Here is a 26499-nt window from a genome sequence, read left to right as displayed (position 1 = left end):
CTTCTCCACAATGTCATTTCACGTCCCTTCTCTCTTCCTCATTCCGGCATCGATCGATCCGTACCGCCGTCACCTTATATTCCGGTGCGCCCACCATCCGGTCACGATGTGGACCGGTGAGCCGGTTCACGTGGCGCGAGGGATCATGGAAGGTGGTAAAGGCCCGGCCGGGAGCGATCTGCTCGCTGATATGGACGCGCAGCCTCGATTTACCGTAGCGGCTCTGGACCCGTGCGAAACTGCCTTCGGTCAATCCCCGGGCAGACGCATCTGCAGCGGCCATATCAAGCGTGTCGGTAGGCCGGAGCTGCAAAATACTCGAACGCCGGGTCATCGTCCCGACATTGAACTGAAAGAGATTGCGACCCGTGCTGAGCATGATCGGATAATCCGTATCGGTCTCCTCGGGCGTGGGACGGAAATGCATTGGTCTCAGGCGCGCCTTTGGACCATGCGGAAAAGCTTCTTCATGCAGGATGGTGGTTCCCGGATGGTCTTCATGAGGGCATGGCCATTGCAATCCATGATCATCCAGCCGCTGGTAGGTGATTCCGGCCGCCGCCGGCCAAACCTGGCGAATTTCGTCCCATATCGCTTCGGGTGAGGCATAGGCAAAAGCCTCACCCGCGCCCATTTGGGCGGCAAGATCGCTGATAATCTGCCAGTCCGCCCTGGCCGTGCCCGGTGGATCGACCAGTTTTCGTACAGACTGAATCCGGCGTTCGGCGTTCATGAATGTCCCGTCTTTTTCGAAGCTGGAGGCTGCGGGCAGGAAAATATCGCCGAACCGTCTGGACGTTTCCGTTTCGAACAGATCGATCACAATGACGTGATCGATTTTCGCCAGAGCCCTGGCGACTTCGCTCTCGTGGGCGAGTGTGGCAGCAATATCATAACCAATCACGACCAGCGCCTTCAGCTTCCCTTCCGCCGCCGCGTCGATCATCTGCATGAGATGAAGGCCCTGACCAGTCGGCAGGCTTGTGTCCCATGCCTGTTCGAAAGCTTTCCGCGCTTCGCGGACCGGCTGCGCTCCGGCCAATATGCCGGGATCGCAGCCCATATGGGCGGTGCCCTGAACATTATTCTGCCCGCGTAGCGGATTGATGCCGGAACCGGGTCGGCCGATATTGCCGGTAATCAGGGCCAGATTGACCAGCCCCATCACACCCTCGGTTCCCTGGACATGTTCGGTTATGCCCAGACCATGGGCGCAATAGGCGGGCCCGCCGCTTGCATAGATTCTCGCCGCTGTGCGAATATCATCGGCAGACAATTCGCAAATCTCGGCCGCGCGCGCGGGTGTCAAGTCGGCCACATTCTCCGCATAGGCGTCAAAATCATCTACCCGCTCCGCGATAAACGCCCGGTCATGAAGGCCCTCGGATATGATCACATGGGCAATCGCATTTTGCAGCGCGATATCGGTTCCCGGTTTCAGCGCAAGGTGAATGGTGGCTATCTCCGCCAGCTCTGTGCGGCGCGGATCGATGACGATCAACTTGCTATCGCCGCGGAGCACCTGCTGCCGGATACGCGCACCCGCAACGGGGTGGCATTCCAGCGGATTTGCCCCCGCCACAAGGATCGTTGAGGCGCGCTCGATATCGTCAAAGCTGTTGGTCGCCGCCCCGGCACCCAATATAGCCTTCATCGCAGCCGCGGTCGGCGTGTGACAGACGCGGGCGCAGCAATCGATATTGTTGGTGCCGATGACCATCCGGGCAAATTTCTGGGCGAGATAACTATCTTCATTGGTCGACCGCGACGACGCCAGCACACCGATTGCATCGGGGCCATGGTCGTTGATGACCGATTGCAGCGCGTCCGCCGTCGCGGCTAAAGCGTGGTCCCAGCCGGCCGCTTTCCAGAGGCCCTGTTCACGAATCTGCGGTTGCAGAACCCGGTCCTCGCTGTGCGTAAAGCCGAAGCTGTAGCGGCCCTTGGCGCAGGCATGCCCCTTGTTGACCGGAGCCTGGTGACAGGGCCGTGACGCCACGATCCGTCCGGCCGAGACACCCATTTCGAGTTCGCAACCGACACCGCAATAGGCGCAGGTGGTGCGCGTCCAGCTTTCTGCCTGCCCGCTTGCGGCGTCCGTCAGTGCGGCGGTGGGACAGGTGTCGACGCAGGCCCCGCAAGCGACACAGCCGCCTTCCGAGAGCAGCGCACCGCGCTTGGGAACGATACGGCTTTCGTCGCCGCGCGCGATTTCATGCCAGACGCTTTCGCCCTGTACTTCCTCGCAAATACTGACGCAGCGCAGACAATCTATGCACTGGTTCATGTCGACACGGATTTGCGGCATCGACAGATCAAGATCTTCCGGAGCCGAGATTTTCCCGGACGGCGGGACATTATATTCCCGCATCAGCCGGTGGAGCAACTTGTCGGGAAACTCTGCAAAATCACGCGGCGAGACATGCGCGGCATACCATTGCAGCTCGGTTTTGCGAAACTGGTCAAGCTCCGCATTGTGAGTGGCGATCCAGCTTCCTGCTTCGACCCTGGTCTGACAGGCGGTGACGAGTTCATCGCGCCCCTGAATCCGGACGAGGCACATCCGGCAACTTCCATTCGGATCACAGCGATCGTCGTGACAGATGGCAGGGATTTCAATGCCCGCGCGCAGGGCTGCATCCAGGATGCTGGTATCGGCGCCGACCGATATCTTTTCTCCATCAATGGTGCATTGTACCAAGAATATGCTCCCTGTTCCTGCTGGCCACAGTGGACCGGATTCCGGGAAGCACCGCATTCCGTAATGTTACGGACCGATCTGCCGCAAATCCGATGGAGGGGCAGCAGCGCATCCGACTGGCAAGGCCGCACGGCGAACGGCCTGCGACGCATCGGGATTACACGCCTTGCAGATAGAGAATGTAGGAACTGAGCAGAAATACCGTGATCAAGGCAATGCTGACCCAGCCGATAATCCCAAAAAAGCGGTTGCCCGGGCGGTACAGCAACGCCACGGTGAAAATTCCCGACATCATGACAGCGGCAAGCGCGGATACCGCGTGGACCGGCGATGCAGCCGCATAGATCGAACCGTCTACATAGGCGATATCATCAATGGCTATGATCAGGATATCGAAGAGATTGCTACCCAGCAGTCCGGCGATCGCCATGTCGATCCGACCGAGGCGCATCGCCGTTATGATCACCACCAGCTCCGGCAGGGAGGTGGTACCTGCAATGAACAATGTCCCGACAAAACTGGTTTTCCAGGACATGATCTCGGCTATCTGTTGCCCGATAAACGGCAACCAGATTCCGATTATCACGACGACCGCAGCGGCAATAGCATATCCGCGGATGGCCTTGCCAAGCGAACCGTCAGGTTCCCACGGCGGACCGTCAGACATGATCGCGAGCTTTTTATCATAGAAAAACGCAGCGCGCATGGCGACGAAATAGAGCACTATCAGCAACGGTGTGTAGATACTGACATGATAGAAGCGCAGGTCCAGATCGTCGCGCGCGACAAGCACCAGCATACCGACCAATGCGAGCATCACGACTCCGAATCCTGCCGTCAATATGTGTCTCTGGTCTATCCGGCCATAGACGGATTCGTCGCGCGTGAACGCATCCAGCAGGACCAGCAGGAGCAGATTATAGACACAGCTTCCCAAGGCATCGCCAACCGCGATATTGGGAGCGGCAGCGGCAGCAACCGAGCTGATGCCGGTAACAAGTTCAGGCAGGGATGTAGCCGTCGCCAGCAGAAAAAGCCCGATCCAGCTTTGCGACAGTCCTGTACTGGCGGAAATGCGTTCCGCATAATGTACCAGAAACGGGCCGGCCAGACAGATGACCAGAGCGCATCCACCCAATTGCAACCAGACCAGAATATAGGATGTCATTGTGTCCTATCGCCCTCTTCAGACCCTTGATCGCAAGAATGCATGGCTCATCAACTAATCTCTGCTCTTCTATATTTGCCAACCCGACTCGGATTCTAGACCGCGTTGGCACCCATTTCGCTAGGTAAAGTCCCTATTTGCCGCAATATTGGCAACAGGGGACGTAAGGCGAAGCAGCGGTTCTTGCCATAAAGACCACTCTGCGAATACGTAGAATCCACGACTGCAACCGGGACAGAACATCTGTATCCATCGAGTCAGGTTACTGAAAATGGTACAATGCTGACCGTGAAAAAATATCATGCACAGCAATGAACCTATATGATGAGATCGTCATTCTTGATCGTGTGCCACCGGCACTGGCAGCCCATCAATGATTGACGGTGGCTATCGTCAAATTGCTAGCCGAGGTATGACTGATGAACCAACCGATCAACCTGGACCGAAGGCCCCGAACAGCTTCAGATGAGCTTGTAGCAGCGCTGCGCGACCATGCGGAGATCATCCCCCAGCCGGAAAAATACGACGAATTCGGTGCATTTTTTGACCGGTTTGCCGATGCGCAGGTGGTTCTGCTCGGCGAAGCCACGCACGGCACATCGGAATTTTACAATGCGCGCGCTGCAATAACCCGCCGACTGATTGAAAAACACGGATTTACGGTTGTCGCAGTCGAAGCGGACTGGCCCGATGCCGCCAGGATTGACGGCTATGTCCGCCATCATGACCCGCGCCCCCGTCGCGGAGACAGCTTTGTTCGCTTTCCGACATGGATGTGGCGTAATCAGGAGGTGCTGGCCTTTGCCGACTGGCTCCGGCATCATAATGAAGGCAGAGAGGATTTCGCCCAGGCTTCGTTTCACGGCCTGGACGTTTACAGCCTGAGCGAGTCCATTGCGTCCGTGCTGGAATATCTTGATGCCGTTGACCCGGGTGAAGCCTCGCGGGCCCGCTGGCGCTATGGTTGCCTGACACCCTGGCAGGACCATCCGGCCGAATATGGCAAGGCGGTGGTCCGTGGGCAGCAGCAAGCCTGCGAAGACGCAGCGGTTGAACAGATCCAGCAACTCTTTTTCAAGCGGCTCAAATATCTCGAGGATGATGGCGAAAAATGGTTTGATGCCGCGCAAAATGCGAAAATCGTGGCCGCTGCCGAGCGTTACTATCGAGCCATCTATGAGGGCGGCGCAGCGTCGTGGAACCTGCGCGATCGCCATATGTTCGAAACGCTGCAGGCGATTATTGCCCATCGCGGCGTTGGCACCAAGGCAGTTGTCTGGGCACACAATTCCCATATCGGCGATGCGTCAGCAACCGCAATGGGTTGGCGCGGCGAGTTTAACATCGGACAGCTTGCCCGCATCGCTTACGGGGATGATGCTGTCTGCATCGGCTTCGGGACCGACAATGGTACGGTCGCCGCAGCCAGCGACTGGGGCGCTGACATGCAGATCAAGAAACTACGCCCGGCCCGGCCCGACAGCTACGAACATGCCTTCCGCATGACCGGCTATGCCCGCTCGCTGACCGATTGGCGCGGACGGGAGAAACAGAAATTCGCCCATATGTTGCGCGAACCGCTGCTCGAACGCGCGATCGGCGTCGTCTACCGCCCGGAAACCGAGTTTGCCAGCCACTATTTCGAAGCAATTCTGGCGGACCAGTTTGATGCCTATGTCTGGTTTGAAACCACCAGGGCGGTCACGCCCCTTGGCCATGAAAAGCCACATGGCGCGCCCGAAACCTATCCTTTCGGCCTGTAAGGAGAGCTGGCATGACCCGTAATGTCCCCGAAGAAATCAAACCGATGGAAATAGAAATCGCGCCAGCCGGACTACGGGCGATTCTGGCCATTCCGCCCAATGCAATCGGCATGGTCATTTTTGCGCATGGTAGTGGCAGCGGGCGGCTGAGCCCGCGCAACAACTATGTTGCCTCCGCGCTCCGGGACGATGGCTTTGGCACATTGCTGCTGGACCTTCTGACGCCGGAAGAGGAACAGGAACGGGCCAATGTTTTCGATATCGGGCTGCTGGCGTCGCGCCTGTCGATGGCGGGCCGATGGGTCCGGGAACAATGGTCGGCTTCGGCGATGCCGATCGGATATTTCGGTGCCAGTACCGGTGCCGGTGCCGCGCTCGTTGCCGCAGCCCGGGATGAACCGGAAGTAGCAGCGGTCGTCTCGCGTGGCGGTCGGCCCGATCTTGCGGGTGCATGGCTGGGCAATGTTCAGACGCCCACTCTCCTGCTCGTGGGAAGCCTTGATGAACAGGTAATTGAACTGAACAAACAGGCATTTGATGCAATATCGGCACCCAAGAGAATGACCATCGTCAGAGGCGCGAGCCATCTGTTTGAAGAACCGGGCACACTGGAAGAAGTGATCGTCCATACCAGCGCATGGTTTAGCGCATATTTCCAATGACCATATCAAAGGAACATCGAGGGACCAAATGACTAGATTATTCGCAGATCGCCGGGATGCCGGTCGACAGCTCGCGGCCAGGTTGGCCGACAAGGCCGCCGAAAACCCGGTGATACTCGCTCTGCCCCGCGGCGGTGTTCCCGTCGCCTATGAAGTCGCCAAGGCGCTGGATGCTGAGCTTGATTTGCTGATGGTGCGTAAAATTGGCGCACCCGGATGGCCGGAATATGGCATGGGCGCTGTTATTGACGGGGCGAATCCACAATTGGTCATGAATGAGGATATTGTCCGGCAGATTGCGCCAAGCCCCGAATATATTCGCAACGAGGTGCAGCGGCAACTCGCGGAAATCGAGCGCCGGCGGAAAATCTATTGTGGCGACCGAAAGCCCGTCGATCTTGCCGACAGGACAATCATCATCGTCGATGACGGCATCGCGACCGGCGGCACGGTTAAAGCCGCACTCAAGGGTGTGCAGGAAAACCGGCCCCGACGGACCATCCTCGCCGTTCCGGTTGCGCCGCGATCGACGCTGGCAGAGTTGGAAAGCCAGTGTGATGAAATCATATGCTTGCACGTACCGGTCGATTTCGGGGCTGTCGGCGCATTTTACCAAAACTTCAATCAGACGGAAGATAGCGAGATTATTTCCTTGATGGATTCGCTGAGGGGTGCTTGATTTGCCATACAGCCTGAGATTCTTGACAGCCGAGGGTCAAGACCGAGACCGAACCAGATAATGCGCAGAATCAATCCTTTTTCATCAGGTGCGGAATCGGGCGGCGGTGACCGCCTGATTGCGAAACTGGTCAGCGAACCGCCAGTAAGAAATGAAATACATAATTTCATCCGGCGTGATCAGGCGAAAAAACAAACACAGGAAAAGCACGCGAGACCATGAAAATAATTTGCCCCAGCTGCAATACCGCCAATCGCGTTCCGCCGAACAAATTGGGCGATCACGGCAAATGCGGACGATGCGGAAACGCTCTTTTTTCCGGCCAGCCGGTAACCTTGACCTCGGTCAATTTTGAGAAACATTCCGCGATGAGCGACATACCGTTGCTGGTGGATTTCTGGGCAAGCTGGTGCGGTCCATGCCGTCAGATGGCCCCCGCCTTCTCAGCAGCAGCCCAGCAACTCGAGCCCCGGGTGAGATTGGGAAAACTGGATACCGAGGCGGAACAGGCCATCGCTTCGAGATATCGCATTCAGTCGATACCGTCGCTCATACTTCTGGCGAACGGCAAGGAGCTATCCCGGACGGCTGGCGCCATGCCCACCTCTTCGATCGTCGCGTGGACCAACGCCGCTCTGCCGTAAAGTCGAGTGGCGGAGTCGCGCTGTAGCGTTCCGGAGACAGCCTGTGCGATAGCCATACCCGCCTTTCGACTAACCACCGGCAATTGTCCGCTCGCATCCGCCCATCTTCACGGTCGCGCTCTGGATTGGTGATGAAGCCACCACGCATCATTGTCAGGGACTCTACCTAGAGAAAAACGGATATCATCCCGCTACGATGCCATTTCCAATATCGGATATGTCCAGGGTCGGAATGAAGAGCAGCTATCATGAAGCATGTACTGATCATCGAAGGCAATATGGCCATCGGCAGCATTTTGACGAAACATCTGTCGAAGCTTGGATTTGACTCGTTCGACCATGTTTGGACCGAGGAGGATGCAGTGGCGATTGCCGACGCCCGTCTGCCGGATTTGCTGTTGGTGGGCGACGGCCTGGATTCCGGAGATCCGGTGGAAGCAGCCCGCAAAATTTGCGTAAAATATAATGTGCCAGCGCTGCTGGTTACCACGGACCCCCTCCGCGCACGCGAGCGACTGAATGACGGGGCGATTCTGGAGGGTCCCTTCGCGTTCAGCAACATACCTGCGGCGGTAAAAGCTGCCGCAGCTGAGCACCCTGCGGTTGCCGCGGCGGATCGGTATCTTGCCCGTGTCTGAACCACCGCTCCTTTTCTGCATGCAAGACAGCCTGGCGCTGGGACAATCTATATCGAAACGCCTGGGGGTGCCCATCAGCGCCCATGAGGAGCGAGACTTTGAGAATGGCGAACACAAATCCCGGTCCCTGATCGAGGTCGGTAATCGCGATGCCTATGTCATTCACCAGCTTGAAGGCGATGCTGGCCAATCGGCCAATGACAAGCTTGTAAAGCTGCTCTTCTTCATTGGCTCGCTGAAACAGGCAGGCGCGGCGCGGGTGACGGCAATTGCGCCCTATCTTCCTTATTCACGCAAGGATCGCCGCACCAAATCGCGGGATCCGGTAAACAGCCGTTATGTAGCGGCCCTGTTCGAGGCCATGCGTACGGATGTTCTGGTCACACTGGAGATTCACAATATTGCGGCCTTTGAAAATGCCTTCCCTATCTGCCGTGCAGAAAATCTGGCCACGGCACGATTAATGGCCGACCATATCCGCCCTGTCCTGGGTGACGGTCCGGTTGTGGTTGTCTCTCCCGATGCTGGCGGAGCCAAGCGGGCCGAGCTGTTCCGTTCGGTGCTCGAAAAGGATATGGGAAAGCCGGTCGGCAACGCAATGCTCGAAAAACATCGCAGCGCAGACGTGGTTTCCGGGTCGTTATTTGCCGGAGATGTTAAGGGACGGACGGCGATTATTGTTGATGACATGATCGGCAGCGGCGGGACGGTCATGCGCGCGGTGCAGGCTTGCCGCAAGCATGGAGCTGGAAAAATCTATGCTGTGGCTACCCATGGTCTGTTCACGGAAGGTGCTGCGACATTGTTCGGTGAAGCGGGGCCAGATCGAATCATCGTCACCGACAGCGTACAAGCTGCCAGCGGCGTGCAATCCGATCGCTTGCAGATCATATCAGTGGCTGGCCTGCTCGCCGATGCGATAGACTGCCTGCACAATGGCAACGCTTTGTATGACCTGCTTCCTTATAATTAGGAGCAGGCATATTTGGCGGTGATCCGCAGGCAGTCTTCGGTGCGTTTCAGCCATTTGGCCGACTGCTGCCGATCAAAACGCAGATGTTCAATGGCCAGCCGCGCGCGTACGCATCCGTGCACACCGGCGTAAAAATTCTGCAGGGCTTCGGACGGCGGTGTCCCCAGTTCATCACCGAGCTTTTCTTTCAACAGCGGATATATCCAGGGTGCCCCAAGCCGTTCGCATTCCAGCCCCAGATCGGCCACTTCCTCAAAAGGGTCGTGCCAGCGCAGTTGCGGGTCGAATTCCAGACGGTCGATGAGCCGGACCGGCGGCCCAAGATAGACATGTTCAGGACGCAGGTCACCGTGGCCATCTCTGATCCACCCCTGTTCCACACGGTCAAAAATAACATTCCTGTTGCTGGCAAGAAATCGCCGGAGGTCCGTCGCAATCCTGTTGACTGCTGTCAGGTCCAGCCCAAATTCGGGAGCGCGTAATGATTGTTCATTCCGGTCCATCAGGGATAACCAGTTATCAATCGCCTCCTGCCCCGAGATCGGGATTTTCTCGGTCTGCCGGTAGAGATTGCCGAGAAGCCCGGCGAGTGCGGCAATATGCTCGGGCGTCACGCAACGGGCTTGAATGGCATGGTCGAGCAGCTTCTCCTCGCCCAGACGGCGCATCACAACGAGCCATTCCACAGGTTCGCCCGCGCCGTCGAGTTCCAAATCCCCGCGAGCATTAGCGGTCACCGGAACCAGATCCAGATATATTTCCGGTGAGAAAATCCGGTTCAGCTTGAATTCCCGCTGGCAGTTCAACAGGCGTGCCGGCAAGTCGTGATTGTCAAGAAAGTCGAGCCGCAGCGGCTTCTTCATTTTATAGGCCCGGTCGCCGACCAGAAAGACCAGCGACATATGGCTTTCGATTATTTCGACAGGATGATCGGGCAGACCGTAGCTTTTGCCGTTGCTCAGGAATTCAAACAGCACAGGATCGACCTGTCCCTCCTGCGTTTGATTGCCGTTTGAATTATCCTGCATATGCTATCCGCCACTGATCTTTATCTTGCTGACCGTTGCTTTTCCCGATTCTACCGCCCCCTGATTGACCTATTCCAATTCCCGATATCCGGCGAACGGAATTGTAAAACCAGATCATGGTCCACTCTACCGTTCTCGGATTTTCAATCCAAGGAAAGTGCGTGATTCTACATAGGGAAGAATACCGGTTTTACTTGTGAAGCCCGTGCATTATTCTGGAAGAAACCGGTAACGAGGCTTCAGCGTCGCAAGGCAAGATTGCTTTGCGCCCAAAGCTAGACGATCAGCGGCTGCAAATTATTGCCCGTACACAGCCATAAGATTTAAAAATATAGTGCCTTTTTAGTCGACTACACCGCCGCCATCAGGCTGGCATTGCCCCCCGCCGCGGTGGTGTCGATGGAAATTGCGATTTCCTCGAGTAGCCAGTCGGTCCGATATCCACCTTTGCCGATCCCGAGCTGGACGATCGGAATCGACCCATTCTGCTCTGCCACCGCCTTGAGCTGGGGACGGATATCCCCGCCCGTGTCCTCGATCAAAACCTGTGCGAAAGGCCGCCCTGCCTGCCAGTTCGTCGTCCATTGCAGACGCTGGGCCACCGATGGGGGAAGATCGGCCGCAAGCGCACGGGTCGCGTCACTGTCGGGCAGAAACGGCAAATTGCCGGTCGCGAAAATAGCGAGCAGCTGATCGCGCAGCCCTTCCGCGGTCGCCGGCAGCAACAATACACGGCCACGTGGATGCACCCCGTAGAGGTTCTTCTCACCCACCGGACCAGGCAGTTCGACGAAGGAATCGAGCCGCGGCGCTTTGTGGCCATAAGGCGCGGGCGCATCTTCAGTGAGCCGAACGAAGCGGGCGAGTTCTTCATAATCGGGGTCGAGAACCGGTCCGCGCTCAATTGTGGTGCTGCGCTGCGCATTTTTGACCAGGCGTCCAATATAAAGCGGCCCGCCCGCCTTGGGTCCGGTGCCCGACAGGTCACGACCACCAAAAGGCTGAACGCCGACAATCGCGCCGATGACATTGCGGTTGACATAGATATTGCCAACCTGTGCTTGTGCGGTGACTTCGGCGATCGTTTTGTCGATGCGACTGTGCAGACCAAAGGTGAGGCCATATCCGGTCGAGTTAATCTGACGCATGACGTCACCGATTTGCTTGCGGCCATAACGCAACACATGCAGGACCGGGCCGAAGACTTCGCGCCCCAACTGGCCAATATCCTCGATTTCAATGATCGTCGGAGACACGAATGTGCCGTTGTGGGTCGTTTCGTCCAGCTGCAGCTGCTCTATTGCGCACCCTGCCTTGCGCATCCGTTCGATATGGGCGGTGATCGTCTCGCTGGCCGACCGGGTTATCACGGGACCAACATCAACGCACAGCTTGTCGGTCGGGCCTGTCCTGAGTTCGGCTAGCGCACCCTTGAGCATGGAAAGCAGCTCGTCGGCAATATCGTCCTGCACGCACAGAATGCGCAATGCCGAGCAGCGCTGGCCGGCACTGTCAAAAGCGGAGGCAATAACGTCGCGCACGACTTGTTCCGGCAAGGCCGATGAATCGACGACCATCGCATTTTGCCCGCCGGTTTCGGCAATCAGCCGCAGCGGCGATCCATCCGGCAATGTGCGTTCGGCCAATTGCCGCTGGATCAGCTTGGCAACTTCGGTTGATCCGGTGAAAATCACGCCGCAGATCTCGGGTGCGCCGACCAGCGCGGCGCCAATCGAGCCGTCGCCCGGCACAATCTGCACTACCTTTTCCGGGATGCCGGCTTCATGCAGAATAGCCACAAGCTGTGCGGCGATCAGCGGCGTTTCCTCGGCAGGTTTCGCGAGTACGCTATTACCGGCGACCAGCGCTGCAGCAACTTCGCCGGTGAAGATCGCGAGGGGAAAATTCCATGGACTGATGCAGACGATCGGCCCGAGTGGTTCGACATCCGCATCGAACGTCGCCCGGGCCTGCTCCGCATAATAACGCAGAAAATCGACCGCCTCGCGCACTTCAGCAATAGCGTTGGGCAGGGACTTGCCCGCTTCCCGCATGATCAGCCCAAGCAGCGACTCCATCCGCTGATCGAGCAAATCGGCCCCCATTTCCAATGCACAAGCGCGCATCTCGACCTCGGATTGCGACCAATCAATAAATGCGTCGGCCGATATACGCGCGGCCTGAGCCGCTTCTTCCCGAGTAGCCCAGATCACCTGGCCAACGACATCGCGCTCGTCGCCGGGATTGAGCACATCTTCCGCCGCACGGGTAATTGTGAGCCCGGCAATCATCGGTTCCGCGTGCCAGTCAACCGCAACGCTTTCCCGCAGACCTTTCGACATTTTGGCAAGAACCGTTTCGTCGCTGAGGTCGAGTCCGCGCGAGTTGCGACGATCAGGATAGAGCTCGGCCGGAAGCGAGATCAGCGGATGCCGTGATCCAGCGGGTTCGATTTGTTCCGCCTCTGCCACCGGGTCGACGATCAGGTCGTTTATCGACACATGCTCGTCCCAGATCCGGTTAACAAAAGACGAATTTGCACCATTTTCAAGCAGGCGGCGAACAAGATAGGCAAGCAGCGTCTCATGGGTTCCGACCGGCGCGTAGATGCGACAGGGGCGGTTCAGCTTGTGGGGCCCGACAACTTCGTCATAAAGCTCTTCACCCATGCCGTGGAGACATTGAAACTCGTAATCGCCGATGGCAAACTCATCTCCGGCCAGATGATAGATGGTCGCCAGGCTTTGCGCATTATGCGTCGCAAATTGCGGGAAGACGACGTCGCGCGCGGCGAGCAATTTGCGTGCACTGGCAAGGTAGGAGACGTCCGTGTGGACCTTACGCGTAAACACCGGGAAGGACGCCAGCCCTTCCACCTGCGTACGTTTTATCTCGCTGTCCCAATAGGCGCCCTTGACCAGGCGGACCATGATCCGGTGACCTGAACGCTGTGCCAGATCAATAATCCAGTCGATAACATAGGGACAGCGCTTGCCATAGGCCTGGATCACGAAGCCCAGCCCGTCCCAACCGGCGAGCTTTTCGTCGAGGGCGAGCGCTTCGACGATATCGAGCGACAGATCGAGCCGGTCAGCCTCTTCCGCATCGATGTTGAAGCCAATGTCGTAACGCTTGGCGAGAAGGGCCAAAGCGCGCGCGCGCGGCAGCAGCTCATCCATCACCCGTCCGGCCTGCGCGCGGACATAGCGCGGATGGAGTGCCGACAGCTTGATTGAAATGCCTGGCCCAGCATAAACGCCACGACCGTCAGATGCCGTGCCAATGGCGTGCAGGGCACGCTCATATTCGTCATAATAACGGTCGGCATCAGCCATTGTCATCGCTGCCTCGCCCAGCATGTCATAGCTGTAGGTGAAGCCCTCGGATTCCTTCCGGTTGGCCCGCTTTAGTGCTTTGTCGATTGACTCGCCGGTCACGAACTGTTCGCCCATCATCTGCATCGCCATATTGACGCCGCTCCGGATCACGGGTTCGCCGGATCGTTTGAGTAGATCCGACAGCGACGAACCCAGCCCCCGTTCGTTAATGGGCGAGACGAGCTTCCCGGAGACCACCAGTCCCCACGTAGCAGCATTTACGAAGACCGAACGCCCGTCTCCCAGGTGTGAACGCCAGTCGCCATTGGCAATTTTATCACGGATCAGCGCGTCACGAGTTGCATTGTCGGGTATGCGCAGCAACGCTTCCGCCAGGCACATCAGCGCCACACCTTCCTGGCTTGAGAGCGAATATTCCTTGACCAGCCCTTCTATGCCACCACCACGGCCCTTTTTGCGCATGCTTTTGACAAGTTCATGTGCAGTCTCGGCAATCGCCTTGCGTTCGGTATCAGAAACGCGCGCTTCCTCAATAAGAGGCGGGATGCAATCGGCCTCCGGACGCCGGTAGGCAACGGCAATCGCGCTGCGCAAAGGCGTCACAGGCGAAATGACTGGCGCGAAATCCCTGAAGGGAGTCGTTTCGGTTGCTTCGTACACGGCGAATCCGATCACAAACAAAGGCTATAGTGTAAGGTTTGGCTGGCGCTACAATATTAGTGCCCGGGCCACAACAACAACGGCACATAAAGCGCTCGCGTCGTTATCCCTCATCGACAGCAGAGCGGGCAGTCATTGGAAGCCCGGCGATGCGCTGGGAGGTATAAAGATGACTGTTCGAGTTCATTCCCTCCTGACACAATATACCTTCAAAATCGATCCGTGACGCCGCTTTTGGCGACTGGAGGATTCTTCATGGAAAGGACCAAATTACTAATTTTGTGAGGTCTCTGGGGTCATGAACGCACATCATGCTTCCCTGCAACGCCGCCAATCGGCGCCGTTTATCGTTAGCCATCACGGAATATTGCTCAAAATATCATATTTCGAGAAAAACGTGGTGCCCGAGGGCGGATTCGAACCACCGACACAGCGATTTTCAGTCGCTTGCTCTACCAACTGAGCTACTCGGGCATCTGGACCTGCGCAATGCGCTGGCCGCGTTAGGAAGCGACGCTATAGGCGGGGGGATTGCCGCTTGTCCAGCCTAAAAATGGCGGTTTTATTACCGCTGTTCAGTCATCGTCATCGCGGCCGGAATGGGTGGCAAAATGATCGGCGATTTGATCCGGGGAAACCGCTGGTCCCGGTATTTTATAGCCCTCCCCGAGCCATTGCAACAGATCGCGATCCTTGCAGCCCGCGCTGCAGAATGGCGTCCATTTGCCCGTTCCTGGATTGCCACATACCGGACATTTGGGGGGTTTTGTACCAGCCAATTGCTAACCATGCCCCAAAAGTTCCGGGAACAGTCCGGACAGCAGAATGGCCGATATGACCAGTGGACAAACCCAACGCACCAGAAAAAGCCAGGTGCGATGCAAATTGCCGTCGAGCCCGTTTTCGCTGTCAATCAACCGCCGGTCCGCTACCCAGCCGACAAATATGGCAACGAGAAGCGCCGATGAGGGCAGAAGTATTTTTGCGGTAAGCTCATCGAGAATCCCGAAAACCGGCTGCCCCGCAAAAATCATGAAATCCAATGGCTGAAAGTCGGCCTGGCTGTTGAACGAGAAGCTTGCCCATGCGCCGATCAGAAAGGCAAGCCCGCCCAATATGATCGTGACCAGCCAACGTGGCTTTTTAAAGCGACCGATAGCCCAGCTGACAGAAGCCTCCAGCAGGGCAACCGAGCTGGTCAACGCAGCAAAAAAGACCATGATGAAGAACAGCAAGCCGATCAGCGAACCCGCCGGCATGGTCTGGAACGCGACCGGCAGATTGACGAACAACAACCCGAGCCCGCCCTGCACCTGTTCCTGGCCGTCCAATATGGCCGTCAGGCTGGCAGGGGCAAGCGCCGCAAAGGTGATTGGGAATATTGCGAGACCGGCGATGATGGCCACGGACGTATCTGCAGTGGCAATCTGGGCGGATGTTTTCGCGAGATTTATGTCCCGCGCAGCATAAGCGCCATAGGTAATCATCAGTGCAGACCCCAGAGAAAGCGAGAAAAGAGCCTGGCCAAGCGCCGAAAGCTGCACCGAAGGATCAAGCAATCGTGCCGGTTCAAAATCAAACAGAAAGGAGAGCGCCGCAGCAAATGATCCGGTAAACGCACCGTAGATGGTGATGGCAATCAGCAAGAGGAAGAAGATCGGCATCAACCAAACGGCGACTTTCTCAATGCCATTGCTGACACCGCGGCCGACAGCAAATATTGTGAGGGCCATGAAGATGGCGTGCATCGCCAGCATCTCACCGCTGTTCGCTTGCAAAGCGGGCAATATGCCCTGAACCTCATCGACCGAATAGCCCTGCAAAGCGCCCTGAGCCACGTTGCCCGAACCGAGGGCATCGGCAAAATCTCCGACGAACACGCCGATGAAATGGACAATCCAGCCCGCCAGCACACTATAATAGGTGAGGATGAGGAAAGCACCGATCATCCCGATACCGGCGGCGACCGACCACCAGTGTGATGCGCGGGATTCAAGCGCGACCTTCTTCATGCTTTCAATCGCGGACCCCTGACCGTGACGACCAATGAGCGTTTCGGACAGCAAGATCGGCAGGCCGATCAGCAGGACACAAAAAATATAGAATATGACAAAGGCACCACCGCCATTGGCTCCCGCTTCGGCGGGAAATCTTACGAGATTACCGAGCCCCACGGCCGAGCCGATCGCTGCCAAAACAAATGCGGTTCGTGAGGACCAGCCCTCACCACCCGGTGCTACTGCGCCTGCCATATTATGAACTCCCCGATATTCTGGACCGGTTGCGGTCTTGTTACCATCGTTACTAGCTGCGCATCAGCATCGGGCCAAGCGGTTTTCCGGCAAATATATGGACGTGCAGATGGGCGACTTCCTGATGCGCGTGTTGGCCGACATTGGCGAGCAGGCGATAACCGGGCTCGACCATGCCGGCGTCGCGGGCGACATGGCCGACAGCACGGACAAAACCGGCGATTTCCGCTTCGCTCGCTTCCGCCGAAAAATCATCCCAGCTGACATAGCGCCCCTTCGGGATCACCAATATATGATCAGGAGCCTGCGGATTGATATCGTGAAAGGCCAGCACCCATTCGTCTTCATAGACGGTCTTGTTGGGAATTTCGCCGCGCAGAATTTTCGCGAAAATATTGTCATCATCATAAGGCTGGGTCGGGTCGATCGCCATCAGCTTGCTCCTCTTGTGGCTTTTTCCTGCAGACCGGACAGGCCTTCGCGGCGCGCCAGTTCAGCGGTCACGTCATCGAGAGACAGGTCCATGTCGGCGAGCAGGACCATCAGGTGAAAGAGCAGGTCGGCGGCTTCACCGGTCATCGCCGCCCTGTCATCGAGCACCGCTGCAATCACCGCTTCCGTGGCTTCCTCGCCCAGTTTTTCAGCCATCTTGGCACGCCCCTTGGCACGCAGGCTAGCGACATAGCTTTGATCGGGATCCGCTTCGCGGCGCGCCACAATCGTACGCTCGAGAGATTTGAGAATATCGGTCATCCCTGGCGGTGTGCGCGACCGGTCACCCGTTCGTCAAGTCCTAGCAACACAAGTTTGCTCGGCCCGCATGGAAAGCGACGCAGAATCAGGCGCGCGCCGGAAGTTTCGCGGCGCGCAGTGCAGCATGGGCATCGGCGATACTATGTTCGCCGAAGTGGAATATCGACGCGGCAAGCACCGCATTGGCATGGCCCTTGGTAACCCCCTCTACGAGATGGCCGAGATTGCCGACTCCGCCGCTGGCCACGACCGGAACGGAGACGGCATCGGCGATGGTCCGCGTTAGGTCCAGATCATAGCCGTCGCGGGTACCGTCGCGGTCCATCGAGGTCACCAGCAGCTCCCCTGCCCCCAGTTCGGCCATGCGCACGGCATGTTCCAGCGCGTCGATACCGGTCGGGGTGCGGCCACCATGGGTGAAGATTTCCCAGCGCCCGTCGGCCACGCGCCGGGCATCGATCGAGGCGACCATGCACTGGCTGCCGAAACGGGTGGCGATATCGCTGACCACTTCCGGCCGGGTTACAGCCGCGCTGTTGACCGCGACCTTGTCTGCTCCGGCCATCAGCAGCGCCCGTGCATCATCGGCAGTGCGCACACCACCGCCGACGGTGACCGGCATGAAACAGACTTCTGCCGTGCGCCGGACGACATCGATGATCGTGTCACGATTTTCATGGCTGGCGGTAATATCGAGAAAGCAGAGCTCGTCGGCCCCGGCGGCATCATAGGCCTGCGCCTGCTCGACCGGATCGCCGGCATCCTGCAGATCGACGAAATTGACGCCCTTGACCACGCGGCCATTGGCGACGTCAAGACAGGGTATGACGCGGATACGGACGGTCATGCGCGTTCCGCCGTTCCTCTCGAGCGAAGTCGAGAGACACTGTCTCGCGATTCCAAAGTGTCTCGACTGCGCTCGACACGAACGGATAACAAACGCTCAACCACGATTGGCCAACGCAACTGCTGTCGCCAGATCCAGCCGTCCGTCATAGAGCGCCCGCCCGGTGATCACGCCCTCAATCCCGTCCTTGGCAAATTGAGCCAGCATATGGATATCGTCGAGCCCCTTGACCCCGCCGCTGGCGATCACCGGGATATCGACGGCGCGGGCCAGATCGACCGTGGCCTCGATATTGCAGCCGGTCAGCATGCCGTCGCGGCCGACATCGGTGAACAGGATCGAGGCGACGCCTGCATCCTCGAACCGGCGAGCAAGGTCGCGCACACTGACATCCGACACATCGGCCCAGCCTTCGGTGGCGACCATGCCGTCGCGCGCATCGACGGCGACGACAATACCGCCTTCATATTCCTTCGCCATTTCCTTGACGAAATCGGGATCTTTGAGCGCCGCCGTACCGATCACCAGCCGGGCCACGCCCAGTTCGAACCAGCGCTCGACCGTCTCGCGATTGCGGATACCGCCGCCCAGCTGCACATAGCCGGGAAAGCTGGCGACAATCGCTTCCACCGCTTCGGCATTTTTTGGTGAGCCGGCAAAGGCACCGTCAAGATCGACAACATGGATATGTTCCGCACCGGCAGCGGCGAACAGGCCTGCCTGTTCCGCCGGATTGTCGCCGTACACCGTGGCGCGGTCCATATCGCCTTCGGCCAAGCGTACGACTTCACCCGATTTCAGGTCAATGGCAGGAAATACGATCATGGTTTCCACTCCAGAAAACGCTTGAGAAAGGCGAGACCATAGGCCTGGCTCTTTTCAGGATGAAACTGGACGCCAACGATATTGTCGTGGCCGACGGCGGCAACCAGCGGCCCGCCGTGCTGCGTCTTCGCCAATATATCCGCTTCTTGCGCGGCGTCAAAATGATAGCCGTGCAGATAATAAGCTTCGCCCGCCTCAAGCAGATCATGACCCTCGGTCGGGGTGACATCATTCCAGCCCATATGCGGGATTTTTATCGTGTCATCCACCGGATCGATAGCCTTTACGGTGCCGGGAATCCAACCCAGACCGGCATGTGTGCCAAATTCAATGCCTTCGTCAGCGAGCATCTGCATGCCGACGCAAATGCCGAGGAAAGGCACGCCGTCATCGCGGACGCGGCGCTCCATCACTGCCACCATGCCTTCGATTCCGGCCAGGGCATTGCGGCAGGCGCCAAAGGCACCGACACCGGGCAGGATGATCCGGTCGGCCTGTGCCACAAATCCCGGATCTGCAGTCACGGTTACAGTCCCGGCTCCGGCCGCTTCCAGCGCATTGTGCACACTGTGCAGGTTACCGGCGCCAAAATCGATCAGCGCGATTGCTTCAGCCACCCAGCTGCCCCTTGGTCGAGGGTATGGCATCGCCCTTGCGCGGATCCCGTTCTACCGCCTGGCGCATGGCGCGGGCAAAACCCTTGAAGATACTTTCTGCGATATGGTGATTATTCTCTCCGTAGAGCAGTTCGATATGCAGCGTGATTCCCGCCGCATCGGCGACGCTGTGAAACCAGTGTTTGAACAGTTCCGTGTCCATTTCGCCCAGACGTTCCTGCGTGAATGCGGCTTTCCAGACCAGATAGGGCCGACCGGAAATATCCAGCGCGACCCGGCTCAACGTCTCGTCCATTGGCGAATAGGCGCTGCCGTAGCGCACGATGCCAGCCTTGTCGCCAAGCGCCTTTTCAATTGCCTGACCCAGCGCGATACCGCTATCTTCGGTGGTGTGGTGCTGATCCACGTGCAGATCGCCCTTTATCCGCATTTTCAGGTCGATCAGCGAATGACGGGAGAATTGTTCGATCATATGGTCAAGAAAACCAATGCCGGTTGACACGTCATATTGGCCGGTTCCGTCGAGATTCAACTCGACAAAAATCTCGGTTTCCTTGGTGTTTCGTTCGATTGTCGCTGTTCTCATGCCACTGGCCTATAATGGCTTGGCCAAATCAGGCAAGAATTTCGCGGTCTTTGATCAAAGCGAATTTCATTTTACGCCCTTGACCCGCTGCCCGCTTCGCGCCACCTAGTGCAAATGAGCGATGATGCCCCCGATAGCCTGATTCCTTACGACGAAATCGTACAGGAAGCCCTGCGCGCTGTAGTTAGCCGTGTGCTGGGAGAAGTCGAGAAAGACGGCCTGCCTGGCGACCATCATTTCTACATCACCTTCAAGACCCGTGCACCCGGTGTCGATATTCCCGATCATCTGATTGCAAAATTTCCCGACGAGATGACGATTGTCATTCAGAACCGCTACTGGGACCTGAAAGTTGATGAAGACCGGTTTGAAGTCGGCCTGAGTTTCAACCAGATCAGTTCAATGCTGCATATCCCCTTTGCGGCTATCACATCCTTTGTCGACCCGGCGGTTGATTTTGCGCTGCAGTTCCACGTTGAGGAGATCGAAGGCGACATTGATGATCATGATCCCGCAGAAAATGACGGCGAGACAGAAGCGACCAAAGTCGTCGACGATGGCTCCAACGTGGTCACGGTGGACTTCGGCAAGAAAAAGTGAGCGGGACCCGCACCGAAACCGACTCTCTGGGCGAGATTGAGGTTCCCGCGGATGCCTATTGGGGCGCCCAGACACAGCGCAGCATCGAGAATTTCCCCTTTCCCCGCCAGGAACGCATGCCGATCCGGCTGATCCACGCCCTTGCCACCGTCAAACAGGCCGCAGCCCGGGTCAATGGCATCCATGGTCTGGAACCGGAAATTGCCGCCGCCATAGAAAAAGCGGCCAATGCCGTGCGCACCGGCGAATATGACAATCAGTTTCCGCTGACCATCTGGCAGACCGGCTCCGGCACCCAGTCCAACATGAACGTCAACGAGGTGATCGCCGGCATCGCCAACGAGGCGATTTACGGGACCCGCGGCGGCAAATATCCGGTCCATCCCAATGATCATGTCAATCGCGGGCAATCGTCCAATGACAGTTTTCCCACCGCGATGCATGTCGCGGCAGCCCGGGCTCTCGAGGTTGAGCTATTTCCGGCGCTGGAACAATTACACGACGCGCTGGCGGAAAAGGCCCATCAGTGGAAGTCTATCGTAAAAATCGGCCGCACCCATTTGCAGGACGCCACACCGCTGACCCTGGGACAGGAATTTTCCGGCTATGCGGCGCAACTGGTCGCCGCCCGGGACCGGATCGAGAGCGTCCTGCCACGCCTGCTCAAACTGGCGCAGGGCGGGACAGCGGTGGGAACCGGTCTCAATGCGCCGGAGAATTTCGGCGAGCATATCGCCAAGGAAATCTCCAAGATTACCGGCCTGAAATTCACCTCCGCCCCGAATAAATTCGCCGAACTGGCCGCCCATGACACGATGGTGGAACTGTCCGGCGCGCTGAACACGCTGGCGGTGTCCCTGACCAAGATCGCCAATGATATCCGCCTGCTCGGCTCCGGCCCGCGTTCCGGGCTCGGCGAACTCGACCTGCCGGCCAATGAACCGGGCAGCTCGATCATGCCGGGCAAGGTCAATCCGACCCAGTGCGAGATGTTGACCATGGTCGCCGCGCAGGTCATCGGCAATCATCAGGCGGTGACGGTCGGCGGGCTGCAGGGCCATCTCGAACTCAATGTGTTCAAGCCGCTGATCGGCGCCAATGTGCTGCGTTCGATCGAGATAATTTCCATCGGTATGTCGAGTTTTTCCGAACGCTGTGTCGAGGGACTGGAGGCCAATGAAAAACGGATCAGGGAACTGGTCGACAATAGTCTCATGCTGGTCACCGCGCTTGCCCCGGTGATCGGCTATGATAAGGCTGCCGCCATCGCCAAGCATGCGCATGCCACCGGCCAGACGCTGCGCACAACCGCGCTGGATATGGGTCTGGTTGACGCCGAAACATATGACGCCCATGTAAAACCTGAAAATATGATCGGCAATCAGGGCTGATCCGGGAACAGGAACGCAATGTCGCTAGTCAGAAATATATTTACCACGTTCATCGGCTATGAAGCGCGCAGGCACACCAAGGGCCATGGCCTGCGGAACTTTGGCCTCGGCATGCTGGCTGCCCGCGTCGCGACCCGGTCTGTCCCCGGCGCGCTGCTGGTCGGCGGGGTACTGATCGCGAAAAAACTCTATGATGATAAGAAAGAGGCCGAGAGTCTTCCCGCCTCCGAAGCGGTCATCGACATCGAAGGCCATCCGGCACCGGAAAAGAACGAAGGGGCATAAGAGCGGCCTTCTGCCCCCGGTTCATTGCCCGATGCCATCGCGGAAACGGTTTATCTCCACGGTGATAATATTGATTGCTACTGACACTGTTGTAAACTAGCCTCAGTCAAACGCGAAAAGCGTGACACAGGAGAGTATATTGGCGACGACCGCGCAATCCGGGCAAGCGCCCCGCAAATTTTATGGCTGGACCAATGTCGGCCTGCTCTTCTTCCTGCAATTCGCAGCCTCCGGCTTCGTCTATTTCGCCTATTCGGTGGTTTTTCCGGTGATGGTCGAAACAATGGACTGGAACCGTGGCACGGCATCCCTGGCCCAGTCGATCGCGCTGATCATGCTCGGCCTGGCCTATCCGCTCACCGGCTATTTGCTAAGCCGCTTCGGGGTTAAACAGGCTGTCACCATCGGCCTGCTCGTCATGCTGTCCGGCCTGACGCTGCTGGTCTTCGCCGTCACCGAAATCTGGCAATGGGTCCTGGTTTGGGGCGGCGTCATGGGTCTGTCCTTTGCCCTGACCGGCCCGATTTGCTCCCAAACCGCCATGATCAGCTGGTTCAGTATCAAGCGATCGACCACGATCGGTATTGTCATGACCGGCGGCGCGCTGGGCGGTGCCTTGGCGCAGCCGGTTCTCTCGACCATGATGGACCAGTTCGACAGCTGGCGCGCCGCCTGGATGATTGCGGCCGCGATGGTTGTGATTGCCCTGATCGCCGCGCAATTTATCGTCAATCGGCCGCAAGACATCGGGCAATTTCCCGACAATGTCGATCCCGCCCTGGCAGCGCGTGACCCGCTGGCCGGAAATTTGCGACCGAAGACTCACAGGACCGATCATGACTGGACGATGAAACAGGTCATCCGGACGCCGATACTCTATCTCGTTATGCTGATCACGCTTGGTTATCTGGCGACCTTTTTTTTCCTGCTCAACCACGGAATATTACACCTGACCGACAGCGGCCTGTCGGGTCTTGAGGCCGCATCGATCATGGGCATCACGATATTGGGCAGCGGCCTGGCCCGCATTCCCGCAGGCTGGCTCGGGGACCAGTTTGAATTGCGCTGGACGGTGTTCGGATCGATTTCCCTGATGATTATCGGCCTGTCGGGATTCTGGCTCGGCCAGGGCGTAATATTGCTGTCGATCATGGGCATGGTCTTTGGCGCCGGCTATGGTGGTTTGCTCGTGCTCGGGCCGGTGGTGACGGGTAATTATTTCGGCGAGCGTGCGTTCCCGATCATCAACTCGGTGCTGGCGCCGGTGATGCTGCCTTTTGCTGCGGCGGCACCGGCCGGGGCTGGCTATATATTCGAAGCAACCGGCAGCTATGACATCGCCTTTGCGGCGGCCATCGGCTTGCTGATCACCGGACTGATCGCTGCATTTCTGCTGAAGCCGCCGGCTACGCCCGACTAGACATTGCCATCGCTGGACAGCAAAGCCGCTATCGGACGGGTCCCGGGACGGCGCGCCAGCACGATCATCAATATGGTCGTGAACGGCACCGCCAGTATCGCACCGGGAATGCCCCAGAGACTGCTCCAGATCGCCAGCGAGACCAGCACCACCATCGGGCTGAGATTGACCGATTTGCTGAGCATTTTCGGTTCGACAACATTGCCGATAATCACTTGTGCTGCCGTCATCAGACCGGTGGCGACCAATGGAATCGTCAAGCTGCCGAACTGGGCCACGGCAAACAGCACCGGAAAAGCCACGCCGACAAACGAACCGATATAGGGAATATAGTTGAGCAGACCGATGATGATCGCCCACAACGCTGCATATTCCACGCCCAATATCAGCAATATGACCCAGCAGATCACACCGAGAATGATATTGATCAGCGTCTTGGTCGCGAGATAGCTTCCGATATCATGGTTGATCCGGGTGATCATGTTGAGCGTATCGGTGGAATCGCCATCCGAACCAAAAGCGCGGCGGACCTTTTCGGGGAAGCCCGTGATTTCGCTGAGCAGGAACGAGGCGTAGAGGATCGTGATAAAGACAAATCCGCCGAAACTGGTTAGCGAGGACAGCACCGACTGGGCGAGCGCAGCGATATCAATCTCGGTCAAAAACCGCGTTGCGAATTCGCTGACCGCCTTGGCGACGGCTTCGGTGCCCCTGTCAAATATCGCGGATGGTGACGCCATCAGTTCGGACATCTTCGGGCGACCCATACCCTCGTCACCTTGCGTCGGGAACCAGGCGGCGAACAGATTTTCCAGATTGCGCTGATAGACGGGCAGTGACGGGACGAGATTCTGCAAGCTGGCAACCAGCATCCGGGTCATCGCGAACAGCATGGCCAATACGGCGATCAGGGCAAGCGTGGCGCGGAGCCACAAGGGCGTCTGGCCGAGCCCGGGTATCCGGGCAACCGTGGCGCTGGCGGCGTAGAGAATCTGCAGCAAGATGATCGCGGTCACGATCGGCAATATGATGTCCTTGCCGACGTAAAACAGCCAGCCGACCATGATCGTAATACCGATCGCATAAAATATCGTGCTGACGCGTCCCTGAATCATGGTTTTGGGATAGCTGCCTTTTGGAGGACTGTCATCAGGATGATTGCATGGAACTCGCGAGATGGAAAAACATCGGGACAAGCATCTTGACGCCGTGCGTCCTTCTCGGCCAATAGCCGCTATGGCCGACAATATTTCCTCCCAGACGATAGATAATGATCACCGCGAGTTAAACCGTCGCGGGCTGCTGTTTGTGCTGTCCTCGCCCTCGGGCGCCGGCAAATCGACGCTGGCCAGTATGTTGCTGCAGGCAGACGAAGAAATCGCAATGTCGGTTTCCGTGACAACGCGCCCCAAACGGCCGGGTGAAGAACATGGCAAGGACTATTATTTCGTCAATGGAGAGCAATTCGAGGAAATGGTCGCTGACAACAGCTTCCTCGAATATGCCACGGTCTTTGGCAATCGTTACGGTACGCCAGCCGTGCCGGTCAATCAGAGCCTGGAAGAAGGTCAGGATGTCCTGTTCGATATCGACTGGCAGGGAACACAGCAACTCTATCAGCGCGCGGGTCAGGATGTCGTGAGAGTCTTCATCTTGCCGCCGTCGCTCAAGGAACTGCGCAATCGGCTGGAAAGCAGGAATACCGACGCGTCCGAAATCATCGAAAACCGGATGCAGCGCGCTGCCAGCGAAATCAGCCACTGGGATGGCTATGATTATGTCCTGATCAACGATGATCTCGACGCCTGCTTTGCCAAGGTGAAGCAAATTCTCGCCACCGAACGCATGCGGCGTTCGCGGCAAACCGGCCTTATCGGCTTTGTCCGGGATTTGATGGCAGAGTGACTAGCCCGCCGGCGAGGATAGCTTCCTGACATAGAGGCCGTCGAACACCGTCGACCAGCTCACCCCGCCATCGGATGAGGATTGCCAGTGCTGCCGGACACTGCCGTCCGCCCTGGGTGTCCAGGTGATCCGGTTTATTGCCATATTCTCCTGGTAATAAGGCGGGTTGCGATTGCTGAGCACCATCGCTCCCTCTGCATTCAGTCCGCCCTCGATAAACAGGGCCGATCCGTCCGCCCCCATCCATGTCTGATGCCATTTTTGGCGGGCAGCGTCATAAAAGCTCATGCTCATGCCGGTATAACCGCCCTTGGTGGTATAATCCTCGCGGATGACGCAGCCGCCATGTTCGCGCGATATCCGGTTTACCGCAGTCGGCTGGTCTTGGCCGGCGGCGGTCACCTCCCAGTGCCCGATCCAGAAATCAAAGGCGCGGTGGTCTCCGGTAGCGCAGGCGGGAGGAGCTTTGGCCGCAGGCGGTGGTGCCGGTTGCGCGTGAACCGGCACAAAAAAGGGGGATGACATAAGAAGCGTCGCAAAGGCCACGTCCAATAGGGGTCGGACGGTGGACCAGCTTTTCCGGGAATAGGAGCTTGCCCATGCGGTAGGCAATATATCCCGGTTCAGCCTTTTGCGATTCCGCATCATGACACCACCCCCCATGGTTAAGCTTCGATGCGACCCGAGAACATTTTATGCTTTTCTGGATCATCACTCAGCTATCTGTCGGATAGCATAATCCGGCGTGACTCTGCCGGTCATTC

At 57.8% G+C, this 26499-nt stretch carries 25 protein-coding genes and 1 tRNA gene; 11 read left to right on the top strand and 15 right to left on the bottom strand.

Annotation, left to right across the window (positions count from 1 at the left end; all coding sequences use genetic code 11):
- Positions 1-13: 13 nt before the first annotated feature.
- Positions 14-2701, bottom strand: a complete 2688-nt coding sequence (fdhF, locus tag ACN0WX_RS11565) for a formate dehydrogenase subunit alpha (protein WP_417622485.1) — start codon at positions 2699-2701, stop codon at positions 14-16.
- 157 nt (positions 2702-2858) lie between these two features.
- A complete protein-coding gene (locus ACN0WX_RS11560; RefSeq protein WP_417622484.1) occupies positions 2859-3869 on the bottom strand; it encodes a sodium:calcium antiporter in 1011 nt (336 codons plus the stop codon).
- A 419-nt stretch (positions 3870-4288) separates the two neighbouring features.
- Between ACN0WX_RS11560 and ACN0WX_RS11555 the strand changes: the two genes are divergently transcribed.
- The 6 genes from ACN0WX_RS11555 (at position 4289) to ACN0WX_RS11530 (ending at position 9228) form a co-directional block, all read left to right on the top strand.
- Positions 4289-5632 (top strand): erythromycin esterase family protein, encoded by a 1344-nt coding sequence (locus ACN0WX_RS11555; protein WP_417622483.1) that lies wholly within the window; start codon positions 4289-4291, stop codon positions 5630-5632.
- An 11-nt stretch (positions 5633-5643) separates the two neighbouring features.
- Positions 5644-6294, top strand: a complete 651-nt coding sequence (locus ACN0WX_RS11550) for a dienelactone hydrolase family protein (protein ID WP_417622482.1) — start codon at positions 5644-5646, stop codon at positions 6292-6294.
- Positions 6295-6322: 28 nt separating this feature from the next.
- Positions 6323-6973, top strand: coding sequence for a phosphoribosyltransferase (locus ACN0WX_RS11545; RefSeq protein WP_417622481.1), 651 nt, complete (start codon positions 6323-6325; stop codon positions 6971-6973).
- A gap of 218 nt (positions 6974-7191) precedes the next feature.
- Positions 7192-7617, top strand: a complete 426-nt coding sequence (trxC, locus tag ACN0WX_RS11540; protein ID WP_417622480.1) for a thioredoxin TrxC — start codon at positions 7192-7194, stop codon at positions 7615-7617.
- A gap of 248 nt (positions 7618-7865) precedes the next feature.
- Complete coding sequence (locus ACN0WX_RS11535) at positions 7866-8255, top strand: hypothetical protein (protein WP_417622479.1); 390 nt, start codon at positions 7866-7868, stop codon at positions 8253-8255.
- A 19-nt stretch (positions 8256-8274) separates the two neighbouring features.
- A complete protein-coding gene (locus tag ACN0WX_RS11530; RefSeq protein ID WP_417622600.1) occupies positions 8275-9228 on the top strand; it encodes a ribose-phosphate diphosphokinase in 954 nt (317 codons plus the stop codon).
- Here the strand turns inward: ACN0WX_RS11530 and ACN0WX_RS11525 are convergent.
- The 11 genes from ACN0WX_RS11525 to hisB all read right to left on the bottom strand — a co-directional run bounded on the left by ACN0WX_RS11525 (position 9225) and on the right by hisB (position 20134).
- Complete coding sequence (locus tag ACN0WX_RS11525) at positions 9225-10256, bottom strand: hypothetical protein (protein WP_417622478.1); 1032 nt, start codon at positions 10254-10256, stop codon at positions 9225-9227. The two genes, ACN0WX_RS11530 and ACN0WX_RS11525, sit on opposite strands and share 4 nt — an antisense overlap.
- A 350-nt stretch (positions 10257-10606) precedes the next feature.
- Positions 10607-14254 carry a trifunctional transcriptional regulator/proline dehydrogenase/L-glutamate gamma-semialdehyde dehydrogenase gene (gene putA / locus ACN0WX_RS11520; protein ID WP_417622477.1) on the bottom strand — a complete coding sequence of 1216 codons (3648 nt, stop codon included), beginning with the start codon at positions 14252-14254 and terminating at the stop codon, positions 10607-10609.
- 398 nt (positions 14255-14652) lie between these two features.
- Positions 14653-14728 (bottom strand) — tRNA-Phe (locus ACN0WX_RS11515).
- A 101-nt stretch (positions 14729-14829) separates the two neighbouring features.
- The gene (locus ACN0WX_RS11510) at positions 14830-15033 is read right to left on the bottom strand and encodes a DNA gyrase inhibitor YacG (RefSeq protein ID WP_417622476.1); all 204 of its coding nucleotides are present in this window, start codon (positions 15031-15033) and stop codon (positions 14830-14832) included.
- Between the two features lie 3 nt (positions 15034-15036).
- Positions 15037-16506, bottom strand: coding sequence for a sodium-dependent transporter (locus ACN0WX_RS11505; RefSeq protein WP_417622475.1), 1470 nt, complete (start codon positions 16504-16506; stop codon positions 15037-15039).
- 52 nt (positions 16507-16558) lie between these two features.
- Positions 16559-16939: a histidine triad nucleotide-binding protein gene (locus ACN0WX_RS11500; protein WP_417622474.1), complete on the bottom strand. Its 381-nt coding sequence runs from the start codon at positions 16937-16939 to the stop codon at positions 16559-16561.
- A complete protein-coding gene (locus ACN0WX_RS11495; RefSeq protein WP_417622473.1) occupies positions 16939-17259 on the bottom strand; it encodes a phosphoribosyl-ATP diphosphatase in 321 nt (106 codons plus the stop codon). Before ACN0WX_RS11495 ends, ACN0WX_RS11500 begins: the two co-directional genes overlap by 1 nt.
- 85 nt (positions 17260-17344) lie before the next feature.
- Positions 17345-18106 carry an imidazole glycerol phosphate synthase subunit HisF gene (gene hisF / locus ACN0WX_RS11490; RefSeq protein ID WP_417622472.1) on the bottom strand — a complete coding sequence of 254 codons (762 nt, stop codon included), beginning with the start codon at positions 18104-18106 and terminating at the stop codon, positions 17345-17347.
- Between the two features lie 96 nt (positions 18107-18202).
- The gene (hisA, locus tag ACN0WX_RS11485; protein ID WP_417622471.1) at positions 18203-18931 is read right to left on the bottom strand and encodes a 1-(5-phosphoribosyl)-5-[(5-phosphoribosylamino)methylideneamino]imidazole-4-carboxamide isomerase; all 729 of its coding nucleotides are present in this window, start codon (positions 18929-18931) and stop codon (positions 18203-18205) included.
- The gene (gene hisH / locus ACN0WX_RS11480; RefSeq protein WP_417622470.1) at positions 18928-19578 is read right to left on the bottom strand and encodes an imidazole glycerol phosphate synthase subunit HisH; all 651 of its coding nucleotides are present in this window, start codon (positions 19576-19578) and stop codon (positions 18928-18930) included. Before hisH ends, hisA begins: the two co-directional genes overlap by 4 nt.
- Positions 19541-20134 (bottom strand): imidazoleglycerol-phosphate dehydratase HisB, encoded by a 594-nt coding sequence (hisB, locus tag ACN0WX_RS11475; RefSeq protein WP_417622469.1) that lies wholly within the window; start codon positions 20132-20134, stop codon positions 19541-19543. The genes hisH and hisB overlap by 38 nt, the downstream gene beginning before the upstream one ends.
- Positions 20135-20248: 114 nt before the next feature.
- Here hisB and ACN0WX_RS11470 point away from each other — a divergent pair, with 114 nt between their 5' ends.
- From ACN0WX_RS11470 to ACN0WX_RS11455, 4 genes are all read left to right on the top strand, one after another.
- Positions 20249-20734: an SspB family protein gene (locus ACN0WX_RS11470; RefSeq protein ID WP_417622468.1), complete on the top strand. Its 486-nt coding sequence runs from the start codon at positions 20249-20251 to the stop codon at positions 20732-20734.
- Complete coding sequence (fumC, locus tag ACN0WX_RS11465; RefSeq protein WP_417622467.1) at positions 20731-22125, top strand: class II fumarate hydratase; 1395 nt, start codon at positions 20731-20733, stop codon at positions 22123-22125. Before ACN0WX_RS11470 ends, fumC begins: the two co-directional genes overlap by 4 nt.
- A gap of 18 nt (positions 22126-22143) precedes the next feature.
- On the top strand, positions 22144-22410 hold the full coding sequence (locus tag ACN0WX_RS11460; RefSeq protein WP_417622466.1) for a hypothetical protein: 267 nt from the start codon (positions 22144-22146) through the stop codon (positions 22408-22410).
- A 121-nt stretch (positions 22411-22531) separates the two neighbouring features.
- Entirely contained in the window at positions 22532-23830 is a 1299-nt protein-coding gene (locus tag ACN0WX_RS11455) for an MFS transporter (protein WP_417622465.1), read from the top strand.
- Here the strand turns inward: ACN0WX_RS11455 and ACN0WX_RS11450 are convergent.
- Positions 23827-24945 carry an AI-2E family transporter gene (locus ACN0WX_RS11450; protein ID WP_417622464.1) on the bottom strand — a complete coding sequence of 373 codons (1119 nt, stop codon included), beginning with the start codon at positions 24943-24945 and terminating at the stop codon, positions 23827-23829. The genes ACN0WX_RS11455 and ACN0WX_RS11450 overlap by 4 nt on opposite strands.
- A gap of 121 nt (positions 24946-25066) precedes the next feature.
- Here ACN0WX_RS11450 and gmk point away from each other — a divergent pair, with 121 nt between their 5' ends.
- Positions 25067-25735, top strand: a complete 669-nt coding sequence (gmk, locus tag ACN0WX_RS11445; RefSeq protein ID WP_417622599.1) for a guanylate kinase — start codon at positions 25067-25069, stop codon at positions 25733-25735.
- On the opposite strand, the gene ACN0WX_RS11440 is transcribed toward gmk, so the two are convergent.
- Entirely contained in the window at positions 25736-26260 is a 525-nt protein-coding gene (locus tag ACN0WX_RS11440) for a hypothetical protein (protein WP_417622463.1), read from the bottom strand.
- Positions 26261-26499 lie beyond the last annotated feature (239 nt).

The organism is Parasphingorhabdus sp. (assembly GCF_048269915.1).
Taxonomy (GTDB): domain Bacteria; phylum Pseudomonadota; class Alphaproteobacteria; order Sphingomonadales; family Sphingomonadaceae; genus Parasphingorhabdus.
Note: the sequence above shows the minus strand (reverse complement) of the source record. Positions and strands in the feature narration are given on the sequence as shown.

Coding starts and splice junctions, on each gene's coding strand:
- ACN0WX_RS11560 (WP_417622484.1), bottom strand. CDS start 3,869: ATGACATCCTATATTCTGGTCTGGTTGCAATTGGGTGGATGCGCTCTG.
- ACN0WX_RS11440 (WP_417622463.1), bottom strand. CDS start 26,260: ATGTCATCCCCCTTTTTTGTGCCGGTTCACGCGCAACCGGCACCACCG.
- hisB (WP_417622469.1), bottom strand. CDS start 20,134: ATGAGAACAGCGACAATCGAACGAAACACCAAGGAAACCGAGATTTTT.
- ACN0WX_RS11535 (WP_417622479.1), top strand. CDS start 7,866: ATGAAGCATGTACTGATCATCGAAGGCAATATGGCCATCGGCAGCATT.
- ACN0WX_RS11545 (WP_417622481.1), top strand. CDS start 6,323: ATGACTAGATTATTCGCAGATCGCCGGGATGCCGGTCGACAGCTCGCG.
- ACN0WX_RS11550 (WP_417622482.1), top strand. CDS start 5,644: ATGACCCGTAATGTCCCCGAAGAAATCAAACCGATGGAAATAGAAATC.
- ACN0WX_RS11505 (WP_417622475.1), bottom strand. CDS start 16,506: ATGGCAGGCGCAGTAGCACCGGGTGGTGAGGGCTGGTCCTCACGAACC.
- ACN0WX_RS11495 (WP_417622473.1), bottom strand. CDS start 17,259: ATGACCGATATTCTCAAATCTCTCGAGCGTACGATTGTGGCGCGCCGC.
- ACN0WX_RS11525 (WP_417622478.1), bottom strand. CDS start 10,256: ATGCAGGATAATTCAAACGGCAATCAAACGCAGGAGGGACAGGTCGAT.
- ACN0WX_RS11450 (WP_417622464.1), bottom strand. CDS start 24,945: ATGATTCAGGGACGCGTCAGCACGATATTTTATGCGATCGGTATTACG.
- ACN0WX_RS11460 (WP_417622466.1), top strand. CDS start 22,144: ATGTCGCTAGTCAGAAATATATTTACCACGTTCATCGGCTATGAAGCG.
- ACN0WX_RS11530 (WP_417622600.1), top strand. CDS start 8,275: ATGCAAGACAGCCTGGCGCTGGGACAATCTATATCGAAACGCCTGGGG.
- hisH (WP_417622470.1), bottom strand. CDS start 19,578: ATGCCATACCCTCGACCAAGGGGCAGCTGGGTGGCTGAAGCAATCGCG.
- trxC (WP_417622480.1), top strand. CDS start 7,192: ATGAAAATAATTTGCCCCAGCTGCAATACCGCCAATCGCGTTCCGCCG.
- ACN0WX_RS11500 (WP_417622474.1), bottom strand. CDS start 16,939: ATGGCGATCGACCCGACCCAGCCTTATGATGATGACAATATTTTCGCG.
- hisF (WP_417622472.1), bottom strand. CDS start 18,106: ATGACCGTCCGTATCCGCGTCATACCCTGTCTTGACGTCGCCAATGGC.
- hisA (WP_417622471.1), bottom strand. CDS start 18,931: ATGATCGTATTTCCTGCCATTGACCTGAAATCGGGTGAAGTCGTACGC.
- ACN0WX_RS11470 (WP_417622468.1), top strand. CDS start 20,249: ATGAGCGATGATGCCCCCGATAGCCTGATTCCTTACGACGAAATCGTA.
- ACN0WX_RS11555 (WP_417622483.1), top strand. CDS start 4,289: ATGAACCAACCGATCAACCTGGACCGAAGGCCCCGAACAGCTTCAGAT.
- gmk (WP_417622599.1), top strand. CDS start 25,067: ATGGCCGACAATATTTCCTCCCAGACGATAGATAATGATCACCGCGAG.